The following is a 17,746-nucleotide window of genomic DNA, read 5'->3' as shown; positions in this document are numbered from 1 at the left end:
ATGGCTACTCAGTTTTCAATTAGTATTATGTCAATCTCTCTACTCTTTGTTGCAGCCTGTACTCAACCTCTTGCAGAAGGTACTTTAAAAAACCCTCAGCTTGTGTATCAGGATTATGAGCCTCAGAAAAATGACATTACCATTGACCGCAATGCTTACAAAGATAAGCTCTATGGTTTTTGGTTGGGCCAGTGCATCGCTAACTGGACAGGACTGGTTACGGAAATGGACAAGATTGGAAATATAGGAGAAATTAAAACAGGTGATTTTTACACGCGTGAAGACTGGGGCGCTATGGATCAGCCCAGCATTTTTAGTGAAGATAACATGCCTAGTCATCTTTCTGAGCGTATAGATTTTGTTTTTGAAGAAGAAGGTGAGCTGTGGGGTGCCGATGACGATACAGATATTGAGTATATGTATCAGCACCTGCTTTATACCAATCAGACTAGTATACTAAGTCCTGAGCAGATTAGGGAAGGTTGGCTAAAACATATCAAACCAGAGGAAGAAAATTATCTGTGGGTATCAAACCAGCGAGCTTTTGACCTAATGCAGCAGGGAATGCTACCTCCTGAAACGAGTAATCCAGCTAATAACAAAGAATATGAAATGATTGATGCTCAGCTTACTACCGAAATTTTTGGACTTTTTGCCCCTGGCAGGCCGGATATTGCCCTCAAAATGGCAGATTTGCCCATACGTACAACGGCTAATTATAATGCTGCGTGGATATCTCAGTTTTATGTAGTTATGCACGCACTGGCAGCTCTGGAAAAGTCCAATATAACCATGAAAGAACAACTTATGTGGATGGCTGAAGAAGCAAGTAAGCAACTTCCCGATACATCGTATGCTGCCAAAATGTATACTTATGTTAAAAGCAAATACAAGGCCCGGGTTCCTTGGGAGCAGGCAAGAGACGATATCTATCAGCGTTATCAGGTGGAACAGCAGGATGGATACCGGCTTACAGAACAGAACATATATTGTAATGCCTGTTTTGCGGCTGGGATAAACTTTGCTGCCAGCCTGATTAGCCTTTTTTATGGAGAAGGGGATATCAAAGAAACTATTAAGGTCGGTAGCCTCTGCGGATGGGATTCGGATAATCCAACCGCTACCTGGGGTGGTTTGCTGGGTTTTATGTTAGGCAAAGAGGGCGTAGAAAAAGCTTTTGGTCGGCAGTTTGCCAGTCAATACAATATTCACCGTACTCGCCAAAACTTCCCTAATGGAGGCATAGACAATTTTGAAGATATGTCACAAACTGGAATTTATATTATAGACAGAGTAGTGCAGGAGCAAATGAAGGGTGGCATTGATCTGGAAAAAGGGCAATGGTATATTCCTGAGGTCTACCTAGAGAAGGATTAAAGCTTACTAATACTACATTAGAGCTAACTCATGTTAAAATAAGCAGGTGTAAAGTTCCGTAAATTGCTGATTACCATACCCTAAGAGTTCAATTGATAACATCTGAACTTAATTTCTTGATTCAATACAAAATAGCATCGTAAAATAGATGATTTCTGTCTTTTGCTTTAAGAAATCAGAAACCTTTCGTGCGAAATATTTAGTGTTTATTGCAACTTATGTGTATGCAACATGATGTAGTAAATATTTATATATAATAATTGATAAATAATAGAATAAATATTCTATATTATCTTTAAATGACTTATTAAAATTCAGGTTATCTACCGAAATACAGAATATAAAAATATGTATTTCTGCAATTTTAAAATTATATTGCTTGTGTATAAACCATTGAGTCTTTTGTCTTTGTAACACATGATAACCCAAAAATAATAAGTGAATATACATGAGTTTATATGTGTGTTTTTGCTTTTTAAACCAGCGCCCCACCTAACCTATGCTTACAGATTGTATTGTGCTTACCATACCTGAAACCCTATGCTATTAGGTATGCACCTTTAAATCATGCAATACAAACTCAAATGGCCAGACACAAAAAAATAAATTTATGGAAAAGTCTGAAAAGCACGTTCATGGTAATCAAGGGCTTTTTGAACAATATTCATACGATATGATTGGTGGAATGGAGGAGGGGGAATATGATTTTTATGCCAAGATGGCGGCTAATCTTTGCGAAGTAAAAACAGCCCTCATTTGCCTACAGGATGGTGAGCAACAGTGGTATCTCGCCTGTTACGGTATGGACAAACATAAACTCCCTCAAAAAATTCCTATCTATGCAGACACGCTTGCTGATCAAAAGGATGCTTTTATACTTGAAGATGCCAGACAGGAGGCTTCATTAAAAGATAGTGGGCTGCGAAATGGCTATAAAGAGCTGGGCTTCTACGCGGAAATTCCTCTCCTTACCGAAACTGACAAAAAACTGGGCAACCTATTACTTACACATGCTACTCCCAAAAGCTTAAATAAAGATCAGCTAACCTGTCTGAAAATGATAGCTCGCCAGATAGTGGGCCTACTGGAACTACGCAAAAAGTCTAAAGAAAATCATCTGCTGAATGACAAATTGTCTCACCTAATCTCTCTTTTTAACGAAAGCCAGAGCGTAAGCAAGGTAGGTGCATGGGAAATAAACCTTACGGACAATACAACCATCTGGACAGAGGCTGTTTATCATATTTTTGAAGTACCCGCTAACTTTGACCCAAAACAAGAAGATATTGCTGCCTTCTACCACCCGGAAGACAGGCACATCATGGACGAAGCACTCAACCTGGCGGTAAGTAAAGGCCAATCTTTTGATGTTAACTTCAGGCTTATCGCTGATAGCGGTAATACCAAGTGGGTTAGAGCCAGGGGTAAAACACTTTTTGACGAAGTTAAACCTTATAAACTGATTGGTTCATTTCAGGATATCACCCAGCAAAGGCAAAACGAAGAAAATCTGGAAATGGAACGGTCTCGCATCGCCAGTATTCTTAGTGGTACCAATGTAGGTACCTGGGAGTGGAATGTACAAACCGGCGAAACTATATTTAATGCGCGTTGGGCAGAAATAGCAGGTTATACTTTAAAAGAACTTGAACCGATTGATATACATACCTGGCACAGGCTGTCTCACCCTGACGACCAACAGACATCAGAGCAATTGCTGGAAAATTGTTTTAGGGGAAAATCTGAGTATTATGATATAGAAACCCGCATACATCATAAAGATGGACATTGGGTATGGGTACACGATCGCGGAAAAGTATTTAGCTGGACAGAAGACGGTAAGCCACTCATGATGTTTGGCACTCGCCAGGATATAACGCAAAGGAAACTGACCGAAAGTGAGTTGGTGCTGATCAATTCGGCTATCAATACCACAGAAGATGCTATCTTCATGTTTGACCCTATTGAACTGAAGTTTTTCTACGTTAATGAAGGAGCAGTTCGGCAACTGGGTTATTCAGAATCAGAACTACTGCAAATGACTCCCATAGATATCAAAAGTAAATTTACGGAGTCTGGCTTCCGCGAAATGATCAAGCCCCTACTAAACGAAGAACAATCTTCTCTTTCTTTTGAGACTGTGCATCAGAGGAAAGACAAACACGAAGTACCGGTAGAAATTATACTACAGTACACTAAGGGATCCGAAGGAGAAAAATATTTTATAGCGCTGGTCAGAGATATTAGTGCCCGCAAAGCCTCAGAGAAGGAACTCAAGCGAATTACTACCGCAATCAACACAATTGAAGATGGTATTTTTATGTTTGACGCAGACAGCCTGAAGTTTTTCTATGTTAACCGTGGCGCGATACAGCAGACTGGGTATAGTGAAGAAGAGCTACTGCAAATGACTCCGATAGATATCAAAAGTCTATTTACGGAAGAAAGCTTTCGCAAAATGATTACCCCGCTCCTGCGAGAGGATAACTCCTCATTTTCTTTTGAAACGCTGCATATGAGAAAAAGTGGGTACGAAATACCGGTAGAGATTATCCTTCAGCATATCAAAGGCAGTCAGGGGGAAAGGTATTTTGTGGCCCTGGTCAGAGATATCAGTGCTCGCAAGCGCTCCGAGAGGGTACTCAAAAGAATTACTTCCGCGATCAATACCACCCAGGATGCCATCTTTATGTTTACTCCCGATTCCCTGCAATTCTTTTACACTAATAATGGGGCAAGGCTTCAAACCGGCTACAGTGAGTCTGAGCTATTGCACATGACCCCTGTAGATATCAAAAGTCGCCTTACCGAAGCAGCTTTCAGAGAGATGATTGCCCCACTTATTAAGGGCGAGCAGTCATCCTTAACCTTTGAAACTTTTCATCGGAGAAAAGATGGTTACGAAGTGCCGGTAGAGATTATACTTCAATTTATAGAAGCGGATAACCATGAAAAATATTTTGTGGCACTGGTCAGAGACATCACAGTGAGAAAGCAAACTGAAAAAGAACTCAAGAGAGAGCAGAAGTTTAAACATGCTCTGCTGGAAGCAGTAGATGATGGAGTAGTAGCCTGCGACGAAAATGGCAACCTGGTACTTTTTAACCGGGCTGCTCGCGAGTGGCATGGTATGGACGCATTGGCGGTACCTCGTGAACGCTGGGCTGATTATTATGATCTGTTTGAAGGTGATGCCCGAACGCCGCTCAAAACAGAAAATATTCCTCTTGTTAAAGCTTTTTTAGGCGAGTATGTGCAGGACGAAGAGATGAGTATTATTGCCAAAGGCACGAAGCCCCGCTACCTGCTTGCCAATGGCGCTCCTTTTTATGATAGTGATGGTAGCAAACTGGGGGCGGTAGTTACCATGCGCGATATCACTGAACGAAAAAAGGCAGACGAAGCACTTCGTCAGAGTGAGCAGGCCTTTAGAGGTAGTTTTGAAAATACTGCTGTAGGCATGGCGCTACTCAATAAAGATGGTAAATGGCTTAAGGTAAATAAAACAGTATGCGACATTATTGGCTATACTGAAGACGAAATGTACAAGCTGACCTTTCAGGATATCACACACCCTGAAGATTTGCATGCCGATCTCAACCTTTTACAAGAAGTGATTGAGGGCAGCAGGGACAGCTACCGTATGGAGAAACGCTACTTTCACAAAAAAGGGCATGTAATTTACATCATACTCACTGTATCTGTAGTAAGAGATCAGCAGGGAGAGGTTTTATATTTTATCTCTCAGATTCTGGACATTACTGGTATTAAGCATAAAGAACAAAAGATAAGCGAACTTTTGAGAGTGACCGAAGATCAGAATGATCGCCTCAAAAACTTTGCGCATATCGTGTCTCATAATCTGCGTTCGCATGCTTCAGGTATATTAGGCCTGCTGGAGATCTTTAAAGAAGAGAAACCCGAACTTTACGAGGAAGAGATTATGAACCTTCTTGTAAAAGCTTCAGAAAACCTGAAAGAAACTATAGATAATCTCACTGAGATCGTAAAAATCAACCTTTTGGGCAGTGAGGAAATGCAGATTATACCTTTGCGCGAAAGCGTATTGAAGAATCTGAGCAGTATAACTTCCCTTGCTAAAAAATCTGAAGTAAAGTTGGAAGAGGAAGTAGACGCACAGGTAAGAGTACGTGCATTACCCGCTTATCTGGATAGTGTTATTGTAAATTTTTTGACTAATGGCATTAAATATCGCTCTAAAGACAGAAAGAGTTTTGTGAAAATTTCTTCTTATATTCAGGAAGACTTTGTTGTGCTTTCTTTTGAAGATAACGGCCTCGGTATAGATCTGCAAAAGCATGGTAATCGCCTGTTCGGCTTGTATAAAACGTTTCACGAACACAGAGAAGCCAGAGGAATAGGTCTATTTATTACCAAAAACCAGGTAGAAGCTATGGGAGGTAAAATCGAAGTAGAAAGTGAAGTGGACAAAGGTACTCTATTCAAAATCTACTTGCATTATGAGAAAATTTAACCTGGCCTGCATCGTAGACGATGATCCCACACATGTCTACATTACCAAAAGGCAGGTACTGATGACTGGTATGGTAGAAACCATCATGATCTGTAGTAACGGAAAGGAAGCCTATGATAAAATGAAAGCCATCATGGGGGCAGGGGAGACCTTACCCGAACTTATTCTTCTTGATCTTAATATGCCGGTCTGGGATGGATGGCAATTTTTAGAAGAGTTTATAAAAATTCCGGTAGAGCAAAAGATTATGATCTACCTGCTAACAAGTTCTACCTCAGAAGAAGACCTGCAAAAAGCGGATTCCTATAACTTAACCAGTAATTACCTGATTAAACCTATTACTTACGATCAGCTTAAACAAGTATTTCAGGAAAGTGCTTAGCTTTCCTGCTTCCCCCCTCCCTCTGCTGTCTAGCTTCTTCCTCAGTTTAAATTAAGCTTATATTTCTTTTCTGCTTCTAGCTTGTATTTCCGCCGGTATTCATGCTCTCCACTGCCCATATACTGTGTCTACTTCCTAAAATACCCCTTCTACAGGTATTAAAGACTGCTTTTGCTAGGCAGATCAGATTTATTCTTATAGATTAGTTAGCTCATACTAATACATACCTACCTAATGATTAAAACTTGTCTAACTACTGCCTTTGTTGTATTACTTACGATTCATACTTATGCCCAGAAACACTGGAAAGAGATCATTACTGCCAAAGACCTCTGCCAGACCTATCCCGAACTGATGCGCAACACGCTGGATCGTTTTAACCTGGACTACCCCGGACTTGAAAAGGTCAAAAGAGCCTACGAGAAAGGAGAGTTAGAAGCTGCCTCACTTTACTTGCTTGACTATTACCAGACTAGCGCTATGGCAGAGCGCCTGAAAGCAGATTTGCCTCAGCCTTCAGATCGTATAATTGCCTCAGCTGATACCATACTGAATAATGTTTTTACCATACAAAACGTTAGAGGTCAGGTACCTTATGGAGATGATGGACACCGCGACTGGTACTATAAAGGACCTAATAACGATAGAGAGTGGGCATGGTTGTCTAATCGGCACTCTCAGCTTTACTTTGTGTACAATGCCTACCTGGAAACGGGTAATCCTAAATATGCGGAGTATATAGATCTTTTCTTAAGAGATTTTATCATCAAAAGTATGCCTTACCCGGCAGTTAAAAGTTATGAGTCTATCTGGAGAGGACTGGAAGTAGCTGCCCGCGCCAAAAAATGGACAATTATTTTTTATGGTCTGATAGACAGTGAATATCTTTCAGAAGCCTCACGTCTGCTTATTCTGAGTAGCCTGCCCGACCATGCACATTACAACAGAAATTTCCATGCCGCTAATAACTGGCTCACTATGGAGATATCTGCACTGGCTACCGTTGCCGCTTACTTTCCCGAATACAAGCATACTGATGAGTGGTTGAGTTATGCCATTGAGGTAATGGGTGAAAGTATGCAAGACCAGGTCTATCCTGATGGGGTGCAGACAGAGCTTACCTCACACTACCATAATGTCTCTATGTTCAACTTTGAACTATTTCAGGAGATATGTGATCTGGCAAATAAAGAGCTTCCGGACTATTTTACCAATACGATCGCACAGATGTACAACTACATTGCCAGCGCTATGCGCCCTACGGGCTACCGCATACTCAACAACGATGGAGACAAAGGCAGCGACCGAGAAATCATATTAGAAGGAGCTGAAAAATTTAATAATCCACACTGGAAATATATTGCTTCTAACGCCAAGTTGGGGAGTAAACCTTCAGAGGGGCCTTCCTACTTCTTTCCCTGGGCTGGGCACCTGATCTCCAGAAGTGGTTTTGAAGAAGATGCTCACTGGTCATTTTTTGACATCGGCCCCTGGGGGAGTGGGCATCAGCATAATGATAAGCTGCACCTCTCCATTACAGCCTACGGACGAGACTTACTGGTAGATGCCGGTAGGTTTGCCTATACCGGTGAGGTAGCGGACAAATTCAGAAGCTACGCAAGAGGGAGTGCCGGGCATAATCTGTTTCTGATAGATGGTCAGGGACAAACAGCCGGACCAACACACGCAAAAGAGCCTATGGCAGATAGTTTTTATAAAATAACGGATAGCTTTGACTATGCCTCCCATACCTCTGAACCCTTTTCAGATATCAAGGGCAAAGTGCAACATATACGCTCTTTGATGTATGTAAGGGGAGAGTTCTGGCTGGTAGTAGACAGAATCATTAGTGATGAAGCTCGTCAGGTAGAAGCGCTATGGCACTGGCACCCTGAGAATACCGTAGTGCGGGAGGGTAACATTAGCAAAACGGCAAATGAGAAAGGTAACCTGGCAGTTATACCTCTTAGTCAGCAATCGTTTGAGGTAGAGTTCATAAAAGGGCAGGAGAACCCCGAACTACAGGGGTGGTATAGTCCGGAGTACAACCTATATGAGCCTAACATCAGTAGTACTTACCGAACCAATATTGATGGTAATAGCACCCTGGTTTGGCTGCTGCAACCCTCTTCTGCTAAAGAGCTGCCTACGCTGGAAGCCCAGGTTCTGCGTGAGAATGAGAAAGAAGTTGTGGTAGAAGTAAAATCAGGCCAGAAGCAGTGGCAGCTGACCATCCCCTTTATGGACAGCAGCAGAGCAGACTTAAACATACAGTAGCATTAATTTAAAATGCCGCTGATATATTCAGGAAGAACATTGTAAAGGTATAGCAATTGTGTATAGAAAAAAGACTTGTGGGCAGGCCATAAGGTCAGTATTATCTGTCTTATGGCTTTTCGGAACAGGTCTTTTGCTTTCAGGTAAATTATATACCATAATTAGTAAAGTTGCTATTACTATCTAACTGGCATCCTCCCTATTTTAGCTGCATAACTCTTAAGCTATGGAAAGAAGAAGTTTCCTTCAGAAAACTACTGCAACCACCGCATCTTTACTATTGCCATTTACCGCTATCTCTTTGGCCGACAAAACGATGGTAAAGAGGCAAGAGGATTTAAGTTTTGGTATTGTGAGTGATGCGCATCATGGTATGCTGCCTGATACTAATCAGCGGCTGGAAAAATTTATTGCGGAGGCGCAGCGCAAAGAAGTAGACTTTATTATCCAACTGGGAGACTTCTGCCACAAAGAGCCCAAAAGCAAGACTTTTCTCAATACCTGGCAGCAGTTTAAGGGTAATAAATATCATGTGCTGGGCAATCATGATATGGATTTGTCGGACAAAAAAGAGATCATGGAGTTCTGGGAAATGCCTCAGAGCTATTATTCATTTGTAGAAAAAGGAATTCGCTTTATTGTGCTGGATGCTAACTTTCTGTATACGGAAGGTAAATTCATAGACTATGCCCACGCCAACTTCTACGTAGATAGCAATCTCAGAACCTATATAGATGAAGAGCAGATAGAATGGTTTGCCTCCGAGCTATCAGCTTCAGTCCTACCCACCATAGTAGTATCTCATCAGAGCCTGTGGCACTATCAGTGGGGCGTTAAAAACCGGCTGAGCCTGCAAAAACATATGGAGAAACATAAGGAAAAGATTATCTGCTGCCTGAACGGCCACAACCATATAGATTTTCATCATCATCAGAATGGGATAGACTATTTTGAGATCAACAGTATGTCTTACCAATGGATAGGAGATAATTTTAAAAAAGGGCAGTATTCTGAGGAGCAGCTGATCGAGTATAAGTGGTTAGAGCATATTGCTCCCTATCAGGATCCTTTATTTGCCACTGTGCATATTGAGCCAGGCAAGAAGCTACTTATAGAAGGTGTAAAGAGCCAGTGGGTGCCTCCTTCACCGGAAGAGGCAGGTATCCCTGCTCAGGTTTATGGGAACCAGTATAGTCCTATTATCTCTGATTACGAGCTTAACCTAAAGGCAGAAAATTGACACTAAAGCCTGTACACTCAGGCTGGCTTAAGCAGTGATGGGTAAGGAAAATAGAAAAAATGCTGCCCTGATTGCCAGGGTATAAGCCACAGGCTTTCTGTGCAACTGTTAGCATTATAGAAAGCCTGAGCTATATGCCCTACACAAAAATTGTAGGTGTTTTTTTGCGAATGATACAGAAGGTGAATCATTATGCCTTCACCACCATTCCCAGAGCTTCCAGCAGTTGTGGGTTATCTCTGAGTGCCATCCGAGCCACATAGCGAAAATCGCTCATCCACACCTTTAGAGCTTTAATAGAAGCATTACGACTGCTCGTAGCCTCTTCCGCTTCACCTTTCTTTTGCATACGTCGGTGTCTCAGGTCGGAGATGGCGGCAATCATCGCTTTGGCCTGAGCTGTCTCCTCACTACTTAGTCCCTGAGGAGCTAAGGCTTCGGCATGTTCCTCTACCTTATCATAAAAGTAAATGGCCTGTAGAGTCCACTCACTTACCTTCTTACTGAATTTGGTGGCATTAAACTTAGACAAGCGAATAGGGTCCTTGCGATACACATGTTTTACTATGGCTACATGATCCAGAAATGTACTACGGGCTTCTTCCACCTGAGTCTGGTAAAGACTACTTAGCTCAGATTTTTCTCCATACATAGTGTTCTTCTGATGATGTAGCAGCTTACACTCGGTAAGAAGTGCCTCACCCTCTAAAAATATGTTTTGCTTGTAGCCTTTCTGACTTAGCTTCTTCTTAATCTCTTCATGCTCCATCCCGTTCTTTAGATAGGTCTCTGCCTGAGCAAACAATTCAGAGATTGACTCATAATTTTTTCTTTTCATATAATTACAATTAAATATATAGGTAAATTTGAATAGATATTATATGTAATTCATGAAAATGTGTATAGGGGTTATTACATGAGTTTTTTTGTTAAACTACTGTTAACAAGAGGGTTATATCTATTAGTTTGACTGGTCTTGCACAAATCATTACTTCCGGAAATGGCAAAACCTTACGGCAACCTTATTTCTGACAGTACAGAAATGACAAAACCTTACAGTCAGCTCATTTCATTGAGTTAAGAAACCTGCTTACCAGATGGAAATAAGGTTGCTGACACTACAGAAGGAAGATAATCGGGCTGAAGGGGCATTTCTTAAGAAACATAAATGCCACATCTCCAGAAAAGCATAGCTTACTACCGACAAAAAGTCTTTAAGGAGGTGGTATTTGAGCCATCGCGATAGTTTTAAGTGTTGCTTAGGTTAATATTTGTCAAACCTGATTGCGATCACTATTATTATTTGATACCTTTTAGGTAATACTCACATGAACTCACGCTATGAAAGCTGTATTACTCTGCCTTATCTTAATAGTTAGCCTTATCTCCTGTAGTTCAGAGGAGACTTTGTCTATGTTAAACAAGCAATGGAAAATAGTAGATAGCCAGGGTTTAGTGGAAGGAAGCTTATGGTTAGTAAGTGAGCCAAATGACATTCTGGACTTTCGTCTGCTTAATAGTAAAAGTAATAGCGACAGCTCAGGGATTTATCTGGAAAAGAATTCTGGCAAAAGTATTATTCGCTTCAGCGAGTCCAGGAGTTATTTTGAGGTGATTGAGTATGATGATGAGGAACTTAAACTGCAACTGTATTCGCAAGACTCCTCGGAGGATAGAGTGGTGCCCATCGCTATAATTAATTGCCGCGCTCTTGACCGTTTGTAAACCCGCCTTTACAAGTTATCTTCTTTAGCCATAAAAAAAACAGGCCACATGAGTGTAGCCTGTTCGTTTGTATCTGCATCCAATTTTATAACGAAGCCTCAACTTCTTCTTCCGCTGCTGCTTTTAAATATTTGTCCAGAAATTCAAGTATGGCCTGATAGCCTTCTATCTGGTTATCTTTCTTTAAAAAGCCGTGTCCTTCATCTTCAAAAACAACATACTCTACTGCTACGCCATTGGCCTCTACTTTTTCTACAATCTCGTCTGATTCAACCTTTAGCACTCTGGGGTCGTTTGCTCCCTGCAATACCAAAAGTGGTTTAGTAATCTGGTCAGCAAAAAATAAAGGCGATTTATTATAAAGTTTGGCAGAGTCAGTTTCTGGATTTCCCATTTCGTTGAAAAGAGACTCACGAGCTGCACCCCACCAGGGTGGAATACTCTTGAGCGTACGCAACCAGTTGGATACGCCAAATATATCTACCCCTACGTCAAATTCTTCAGGTTCAAAAGCCAGTGCCGCTAAAGTCATGTATCCCCCATAGCTGCCCCCCATTATACCGATGCGGGTAGAATCTATATAATCCAGCGAAGCCAGGTAGTTTTTGCCTTCTACACAGTCTTGCAGATCATCTTCTCCGTGCTTTTGATCATCAGCAGCAAAAAATGTTTTGCCATAACCGGACGAACCGCGATTGTTTACCGCAAAAATGGTGTAGCCATGATTAACTAAATACTGCACCAGGGCATTATATCCGAGGCGAGACTGCCCCCCGGGTCCTCCATGTATCCAGAGCATGGCGGGTGCCTTATCGCCTTCCTGTAGTACCTTAGGCTTATAGAGTATAGCAGGAATCTCCATACCATCAAAAGAAGCATAGCGTACCACTTCACCATTAACCAGATCCATCTCGTCAATTTCAGGATTCATGGTATCAGTAAGCTGAGTGTACTCCTCCGTCTCAAAATTGTAGACATACAAATTGTTAGGGGAGGTAGAACTATTGACATAAAAGGCCATTAGCTTTTCGCTATCAGAAATATTGACCGAAGTAATCTCTCCACTAGGCATCTCAGGCAAACTAATCTGTGCGCCGCTGGCTTCTTCGTAGATTTTAATTTCGGTCTGTGCGTCATTATTAATGCCTACCACCCGGTATTTTCCGTTTTTAGATTGGTAAGCATACATAATATCCCACTCAGCTTCTTCTACCTTATTAATTTCTCCACTGGCAATATCGTAGCTACTGAGGTAGGTAAACTCGCTGTTTTTGTCAGAGAGAAAGTAGAGCTTACTGCCATCTTTACTAAAATACTGGGGGGCATAGGCTACCTGATCTTCCGCATCGTTCAGCATTTTGGTATCGCCAGTCTCCATATTATAGAGGTACATATTTACCTTCTGTCGGGTAATGCTCTCCGTGAGAGACATATACTTTTTATCTTCGGAGATAGGGCCTGGGTAAAAACGTCCATCATTCTCAAACAGCATTTTGGGCTGATAAGCTGCCACACTGCTTTCTACTTCTTCTATCTGGTCTATGTTTAGCTCGTACACATCAAATGCTTGCGGGTTGCGGCTATTGTTGGCATAGAAAAGGCTCTGGTCATCTGCTGCCCATCCCATAAACATGGCCTTCGCAGTAGAGTCTGGAGTAAGATCGGTAATCTCACCATTCAGATTTTTAACAAAGAGGTGGTTGATTTCATTACCTCCTTTGTCGCTGGAGAAAAGTATGCGCTCATCTTCCGGAAAGTAGGAGTAGGCAAATACCGACTCACTCTCTGAGTTGGTTAGTTGCTGTGCCTCGCCCCCTTCTACAGCTAGCTCATACGCATTGTAGATACCGGTTTTTTTGCTGGAGTACATGATTTTACTTTCGTCAGGAGAGAATGCGCTGCCACCAATCTGTTCAGTATTCATAAACTGTTCAATGGTGTAGGTTTCTATCTCGTTAGGCTCTTCGGCCATATCTGCCGGGCGGTCACAGGCCAGCAGTAGCATAGAGAGCAGCAAACAGGAAAGTTGGGTAGTTCTCATGATGGATGAACTTTGGTTAAAAATAGGTTAATGTGAATGCTATTTTTGAGTTTTAGCTTAACAGTAAGCAAGCAGGAGTATCAATTTAGGAGAAAAACAGATAGGAGCAGACAGAAGTGATACCAGTATCTGCTCCCTGAGTATGAATTTACATATTTGTAAGTAAAAATCTGTTAAGAGATGTCGGATAAAAATCGGGGAGCCTGTCGGTGCTGACTAATCTGCTCATAAGCGTATGCTATACTAATAAGTTGCGGCTCCGACCAGGCTTTACCAAAGATAGAAATGCCTACAGGCAGCCCGTGCAAAAAGCCGACTGGCACTGTTATATTAGGGTAGCCAGCCTGCGCGGCAGGAGAAGAGCTGCCACCCAGAAAGTGATCTCCTGTTACCACATCGGTAGGCCATGCCGGCCCTCCGGTAGGGGCCAGTATCGCGTCTAGCTTGTGCTCAGCCATAATTCTGTCTATACCTTCTGCGCCATTCAGCCGTTTTACCTTGTCCAGAGCTTCCTGATAAGCTTTGGAGTCCAGTCCTTCTTTCTCCTGCGCCATCTCCAGTATCTCCTGCTTAAAGAAAGGCATGGCAGTACTATCATTTTCTTTGTTGTAAGCGATGATTTCTTCTAGCGATTTCAGTGGCGCGTCGGGGTGTTGCTGTAAATATTTGTTGAGGTCGGCCTTAAACTCATAAAGCAGAACATCAAAGCCAGCGCTGCCCATAGATTCTTCAGGACGAATTTTTTCTATGTCCAGCAATGTAGCACCCTGCCGTTTCATCTGCTCAAAAGCAGCTTCCATCAGCGCGTCTACACCTTCATGGAAGCCCATAGCCCCCCGCCAGATACCTATGCGTTTGTTTTGCAGGCCATCTGTCTTTAGGTAAGGGGTATAGTCCTGGTGAGCCTTTCTTTCAGACTGCTGCATAGCCTCATCTTTTTCGTCTACCTGAGTCATGGTACCCAGCATAATTGTAGCGTCTTTTACTGTGCGTGCCATAGGGCCGGCGGTATCCTGGCTGTGGGCAATAGGTATGATGCCGCTACGGCTCAGCAGGCCGATGGTAGGCTTAATCCCTACGATGCCATTGGTAGAAGAGGGGCAGACGATAGAGCCATTGGTTTCGGTGCCTATAGCCAGTACACAGAGGTTAGCAGAAACGGCTACTCCAGAGCCCGAACTGCTGCCACAGGGGTTACGGCTCAGTACATAAGGGTTTTTGGTTTGTCCGCCACGGCTGCTCCATCCGCTGGATGATCGGGTAGAGCGGAAGTTTGCCCACTCGCTAAGGTTTGCCTTGCCAATAATAAGCGCACCCGCGGCTCTCAGCTGAGCTACTATGCTGGCATCTTCCGGGGCAATATTACCTTCCATTGCCAGTGCTCCGGCAGTGGTCTGCATTTTATCCGCAGTATCTATATTATCTTTAAGCACAATTGGAATACCATGCAGCGGCCCTCGAACTTTGCCATCGGCTCTTTCCCGGTCAAGCTCCCTGGCGATTGAAAGCGCGTCGGGGTTTACCTCAATAATAGCGTTAAGCTGCGGGCCTTCCTGATCTATAGCCTGTATACGATCCAGATAAAGCTGTGTAATACTTTCGGCAGTGCGCTCACCTCTTTCCATACTTTGCTGAAGCTCATCTATGCTAACTTCCGCCAGTTCAAATTCATCCTTACCAGCATTGGAGGTATCGGTTGAGGCCTTCTTGTCGGTTGAAGAAGACGTATTACATGCGGTAATACTAAAAACAGGCAAAGCGATAGCCGTAAGGCTGCTATGTTGTATAAACTTTCTGCGATTCATAGGTTAAGTCTGGCTTATGTTGACCTGATAAATCTAAGAAATGCTTACCTAAAAGCAATATGCATAAGTATGAGCTTAGCACAGATAGTTTAGGGTGAAAAATACAGTGTTTGTGCAGAATAGTGTTTTTAAAAGTGAGGGCTTTACTTATTGTATTTATTTCAAAAATTACTTAAGATTAGTAATCGTTTTGCGCTTCTCTTAATTTACCCATGGCACAGGCAGATGCATGTATAGTAGATCAACACTACTGGAAAAGTTTTCTGGAAGGGGATAGGCATGCTTTTTCAGTGCTCTTTAAAAAATATTATAACTCTTTGTTTCAATATGCTTACCGGCAAAGCCAGGATGAAGAGGTGGCTCATGAGTGTGTACAGCAGCTATTTTTTCAGTTATGGAATAGCAGGGCAACTATTTCGGAAGCACATAACGTAAAAGCCTATCTTTTTAAAGCGCTGAGATCTACTCTTTATAAGGAGAAAAAATATCATCAACGTTTTCAGCAGCTAGAGAAAATCAACACCCGTGAGATGTGCTTCTCTCAGGAAGACCTGCTGTTGGAAGAAGAGGCTGATGAGCTACGCAAAAAGAAGATGAGCCAGGTACTGAACGGCCTGCCCAGGCGCCAGCGTGAGGTTATCTATCTTAAATATTATGAAGAACTGAGCTATCAGCAGATTGCTCAGGTGCTGGACATGAATTACCAATCGGTAGTAAACCTGATACACAGGGCCATCCAAAAACTCAGAGAGGAAGATGAGCTACGTTCGCTCGTACTATTGTCATTGCTACTCTCTTTAGCCCTGATAAGTTATTTGTTAATAATTTAGGAGGGATCAGAGTATTTAGCCTTGTGGTTCATCTCTGTGCATCTTGATGATACGTCTTTCTTCGTCAAAGAGGTAGTTAAATTTCCATTCAGCCTCTACCATATCTGTAAGCTGAGTATCATACGTCCCTTTCTCTCCTTCCTGGTCTACCCAGTCTACCTTCCAGCTGGCAGAGGTAGTAGCTGGCCTTTCTTTTTTTTGTAGTAGCTGTCTGATTCTTTTAAATATACCCATGCAGTTGTTTAGTCGTTCGCTGCTCAAAAATACGAGGCAAATGAATAAGTAGTTTTACAATTCTTGTGCTAAGCTAAGTGCTTGACGCTTAAATACTAAGGGGTAAGTATAAAGTTGAAATATATTTTTTGAATAAAATAATGAGCTTTTTAGTGTAATGAGAAAGGTTTTTATGCTACTTCTTTAGATATATCATTAGCAAAAGGTGACTTTTTTACATTTTGATTAATTAAATAAGTGTGCGATGTTAAAAATTTTACCTGCAAAGTGAGTATAAAAATTAGTCAGGATGCTCCTCCCTATAAAGCACCACTAATTCTCAGGATGTGAAAGCAAGCTATACATTGTACGACTTACTGGAAGATGACTCTTTTCAGCAATATGCCCGGCAGCAGGATGAAGATGCTTACCAGCAGTGGAAAAGCTGGCTGGAGATACATCCGGAGCAGAAAGCCCTTGCCGAAGAGGCCCGGCAGATGATAGTAGGTGTGAAGTTTAAAAAACAAAGTCTTGCTCCCGAAGTGGTAGATGATGCCTGGGAAAGTTTGAATCGTAAGATAGATCATCAGGGAGGAAGTAAGTGGGGTAGTATTATAAGCTTCTACCACGGACTGGCTGCAACAGTAAGCCTATTGATTGTTGCTATGGCTGCATGGTGGGTGCTGGAAGCCTCTTATCATATGCGTCTGCAAACTGACTATGGGCAAACCAGCTCTTTTGTGCTTCCCGACGGGTCAGAAGTAACGCTTAATGCAAACTCTTTACTCAGCTACGACATCAGAAACCTACAGAGTGCCGAACGGCAGGTGATGCTCAGCGGTGAAGCTTTCTTTCATGTGATAGAGCGAAGCATACAGGGAGACCGACATACGTTTAGTGTGCATACTGAAGAAGGTGGTAGGGTAGAAGTACTGGGTACATCTTTTAACGTGCATAGCCGGAGAAACAAAACGCAGGTAGTACTTGAAAGTGGTAAAGTAAGGTTTAAGACCGCCCAGGATGCTACACTGCTACAGCCAGGCGAAATGGTGGAGTATTCGGAAACTACCCGGCAGGTTTCTAAAAAGACGGTGCAGGCAGAAAAATTCAGTGCCTGGAAAGAGCAAATGCTCTACTTTGACGACAGCCCCCTAACGGAGCTTGCTCACCTTCTGGAAGATAACTACGGACTTCAGGTCGTATTTCATCAGCAGCAGCTGGAAGGCAGAAAGATAAGCGGTGGCGTATCTGCCAGAAATCTGGATGTACTACTGCAAGCCCTGGAAAGACTACTGCAAATTGACATAAAACGAGATCATGATAAGCTACATTTTTATTCAGCAGATGCTTAAACACACAAA

At 42.4% G+C, this 17,746-nt stretch carries 12 protein-coding genes; 8 read left to right on the top strand and 4 right to left on the bottom strand.

The window, feature by feature from the left end:
* The 5 genes from PZB74_RS21140 to PZB74_RS21120 all read left to right on the top strand — a co-directional run bounded on the left by PZB74_RS21140 (position 1) and on the right by PZB74_RS21120 (position 9,771).
* Positions 1-1,377 (top strand): ADP-ribosylglycohydrolase family protein, encoded by a 1,377-nt coding sequence (locus tag PZB74_RS21140; RefSeq protein WP_302239287.1) that lies wholly within the window; start codon positions 1-3, stop codon positions 1,375-1,377.
* A gap of 610 nt (positions 1,378-1,987) precedes the next feature.
* Positions 1,988-5,872: a PAS domain S-box protein gene (locus PZB74_RS21135; RefSeq protein ID WP_302239285.1), complete on the top strand. Its 3,885-nt coding sequence runs from the start codon at positions 1,988-1,990 to the stop codon at positions 5,870-5,872.
* Positions 5,859-6,254, top strand: a complete 396-nt coding sequence (locus PZB74_RS21130) for a response regulator (RefSeq protein WP_302239284.1) — start codon at positions 5,859-5,861, stop codon at positions 6,252-6,254. The genes PZB74_RS21135 and PZB74_RS21130 overlap by 14 nt, the downstream gene beginning before the upstream one ends.
* A 234-nt stretch (positions 6,255-6,488) precedes the next feature.
* The gene (locus PZB74_RS21125; protein ID WP_302239282.1) at positions 6,489-8,531 is read left to right on the top strand and encodes an alginate lyase family protein; all 2,043 of its coding nucleotides are present in this window, start codon (positions 6,489-6,491) and stop codon (positions 8,529-8,531) included.
* A 226-nt stretch (positions 8,532-8,757) separates the two neighbouring features.
* Complete coding sequence (locus PZB74_RS21120; protein ID WP_302239280.1) at positions 8,758-9,771, top strand: metallophosphoesterase family protein; 1,014 nt, start codon at positions 8,758-8,760, stop codon at positions 9,769-9,771.
* A 190-nt stretch (positions 9,772-9,961) separates the two neighbouring features.
* Here the strand turns inward: PZB74_RS21120 and PZB74_RS21115 are convergent, their stop codons facing one another.
* A complete protein-coding gene (locus PZB74_RS21115; protein WP_302239279.1) occupies positions 9,962-10,609 on the bottom strand; it encodes a PQLLE family protein in 648 nt (215 codons plus the stop codon).
* A 503-nt stretch (positions 10,610-11,112) separates the two neighbouring features.
* Here PZB74_RS21115 and PZB74_RS21110 point away from each other — a divergent pair.
* Positions 11,113-11,496 carry a hypothetical protein gene (locus PZB74_RS21110; RefSeq protein ID WP_302239277.1) on the top strand — a complete coding sequence of 128 codons (384 nt, stop codon included), beginning with the start codon at positions 11,113-11,115 and terminating at the stop codon, positions 11,494-11,496.
* 85 nt (positions 11,497-11,581) lie between these two features.
* On the opposite strand, the gene PZB74_RS21105 is transcribed toward PZB74_RS21110, so the two are convergent.
* Both PZB74_RS21105 and PZB74_RS21100 read right to left on the bottom strand, forming a co-directional pair.
* Positions 11,582-13,537: a S9 family peptidase gene (locus PZB74_RS21105; RefSeq protein WP_302239276.1), complete on the bottom strand. Its 1,956-nt coding sequence runs from the start codon at positions 13,535-13,537 to the stop codon at positions 11,582-11,584.
* Positions 13,538-13,710: 173 nt separating this feature from the next.
* Positions 13,711-15,342: an amidase gene (locus tag PZB74_RS21100; protein WP_302239274.1), complete on the bottom strand. Its 1,632-nt coding sequence runs from the start codon at positions 15,340-15,342 to the stop codon at positions 13,711-13,713.
* A 212-nt stretch (positions 15,343-15,554) separates the two neighbouring features.
* Here PZB74_RS21100 and PZB74_RS21095 point away from each other — a divergent pair, with 212 nt between their 5' ends.
* Positions 15,555-16,172, top strand: a complete 618-nt coding sequence (locus PZB74_RS21095; protein ID WP_302239273.1) for an RNA polymerase sigma factor — start codon at positions 15,555-15,557, stop codon at positions 16,170-16,172.
* Between the two features lie 15 nt (positions 16,173-16,187).
* On the opposite strand, the gene PZB74_RS21090 is transcribed toward PZB74_RS21095, so the two are convergent.
* Complete coding sequence (locus tag PZB74_RS21090) at positions 16,188-16,406, bottom strand: hypothetical protein (protein ID WP_302239272.1); 219 nt, start codon at positions 16,404-16,406, stop codon at positions 16,188-16,190.
* A 326-nt stretch (positions 16,407-16,732) separates the two neighbouring features.
* Here PZB74_RS21090 and PZB74_RS21085 point away from each other — a divergent pair, with 326 nt between their 5' ends.
* Positions 16,733-17,737: a FecR family protein gene (locus PZB74_RS21085; RefSeq protein ID WP_302239271.1), complete on the top strand. Its 1,005-nt coding sequence runs from the start codon at positions 16,733-16,735 to the stop codon at positions 17,735-17,737.
* The last annotated feature ends 9 nt before the right edge of the window (positions 17,738-17,746 follow it).

The sequence above is a fragment of the Porifericola rhodea genome, from assembly GCF_030506305.1.
In the GTDB taxonomy this organism is placed as follows: domain Bacteria; phylum Bacteroidota; class Bacteroidia; order Cytophagales; family Cyclobacteriaceae; genus Catalinimonas; species Catalinimonas rhodea.
Note: the sequence above shows the minus strand (reverse complement) of the source record. Positions and strands in the feature narration are given on the sequence as shown.

What these genes read in the sequence shown, in the direction of transcription:
- PZB74_RS21130 (WP_302239284.1), top strand. Translation starts at nt 5,859, where the DNA reads ATGAGAAAATTTAACCTGGCCTGCATCGTAGACGATGATCCCACACAT.
- PZB74_RS21105 (WP_302239276.1), bottom strand. Translation starts at nt 13,537, where the DNA reads ATGAGAACTACCCAACTTTCCTGTTTGCTGCTCTCTATGCTACTGCTG.
- PZB74_RS21135 (WP_302239285.1), top strand. Translation starts at nt 1,988, where the DNA reads ATGGAAAAGTCTGAAAAGCACGTTCATGGTAATCAAGGGCTTTTTGAA.
- PZB74_RS21140 (WP_302239287.1), top strand. Translation starts at nt 1, where the DNA reads ATGGCTACTCAGTTTTCAATTAGTATTATGTCAATCTCTCTACTCTTT.
- PZB74_RS21125 (WP_302239282.1), top strand. Translation starts at nt 6,489, where the DNA reads ATGATTAAAACTTGTCTAACTACTGCCTTTGTTGTATTACTTACGATT.
- PZB74_RS21100 (WP_302239274.1), bottom strand. Translation starts at nt 15,342, where the DNA reads ATGAATCGCAGAAAGTTTATACAACATAGCAGCCTTACGGCTATCGCT.
- PZB74_RS21115 (WP_302239279.1), bottom strand. Translation starts at nt 10,609, where the DNA reads ATGAAAAGAAAAAATTATGAGTCAATCTCTGAATTGTTTGCTCAGGCA.
- PZB74_RS21120 (WP_302239280.1), top strand. Translation starts at nt 8,758, where the DNA reads ATGGAAAGAAGAAGTTTCCTTCAGAAAACTACTGCAACCACCGCATCT.
- PZB74_RS21110 (WP_302239277.1), top strand. Translation starts at nt 11,113, where the DNA reads ATGAAAGCTGTATTACTCTGCCTTATCTTAATAGTTAGCCTTATCTCC.
- PZB74_RS21090 (WP_302239272.1), bottom strand. Translation starts at nt 16,406, where the DNA reads ATGGGTATATTTAAAAGAATCAGACAGCTACTACAAAAAAAAGAAAGG.
- PZB74_RS21095 (WP_302239273.1), top strand. Translation starts at nt 15,555, where the DNA reads ATGGCACAGGCAGATGCATGTATAGTAGATCAACACTACTGGAAAAGT.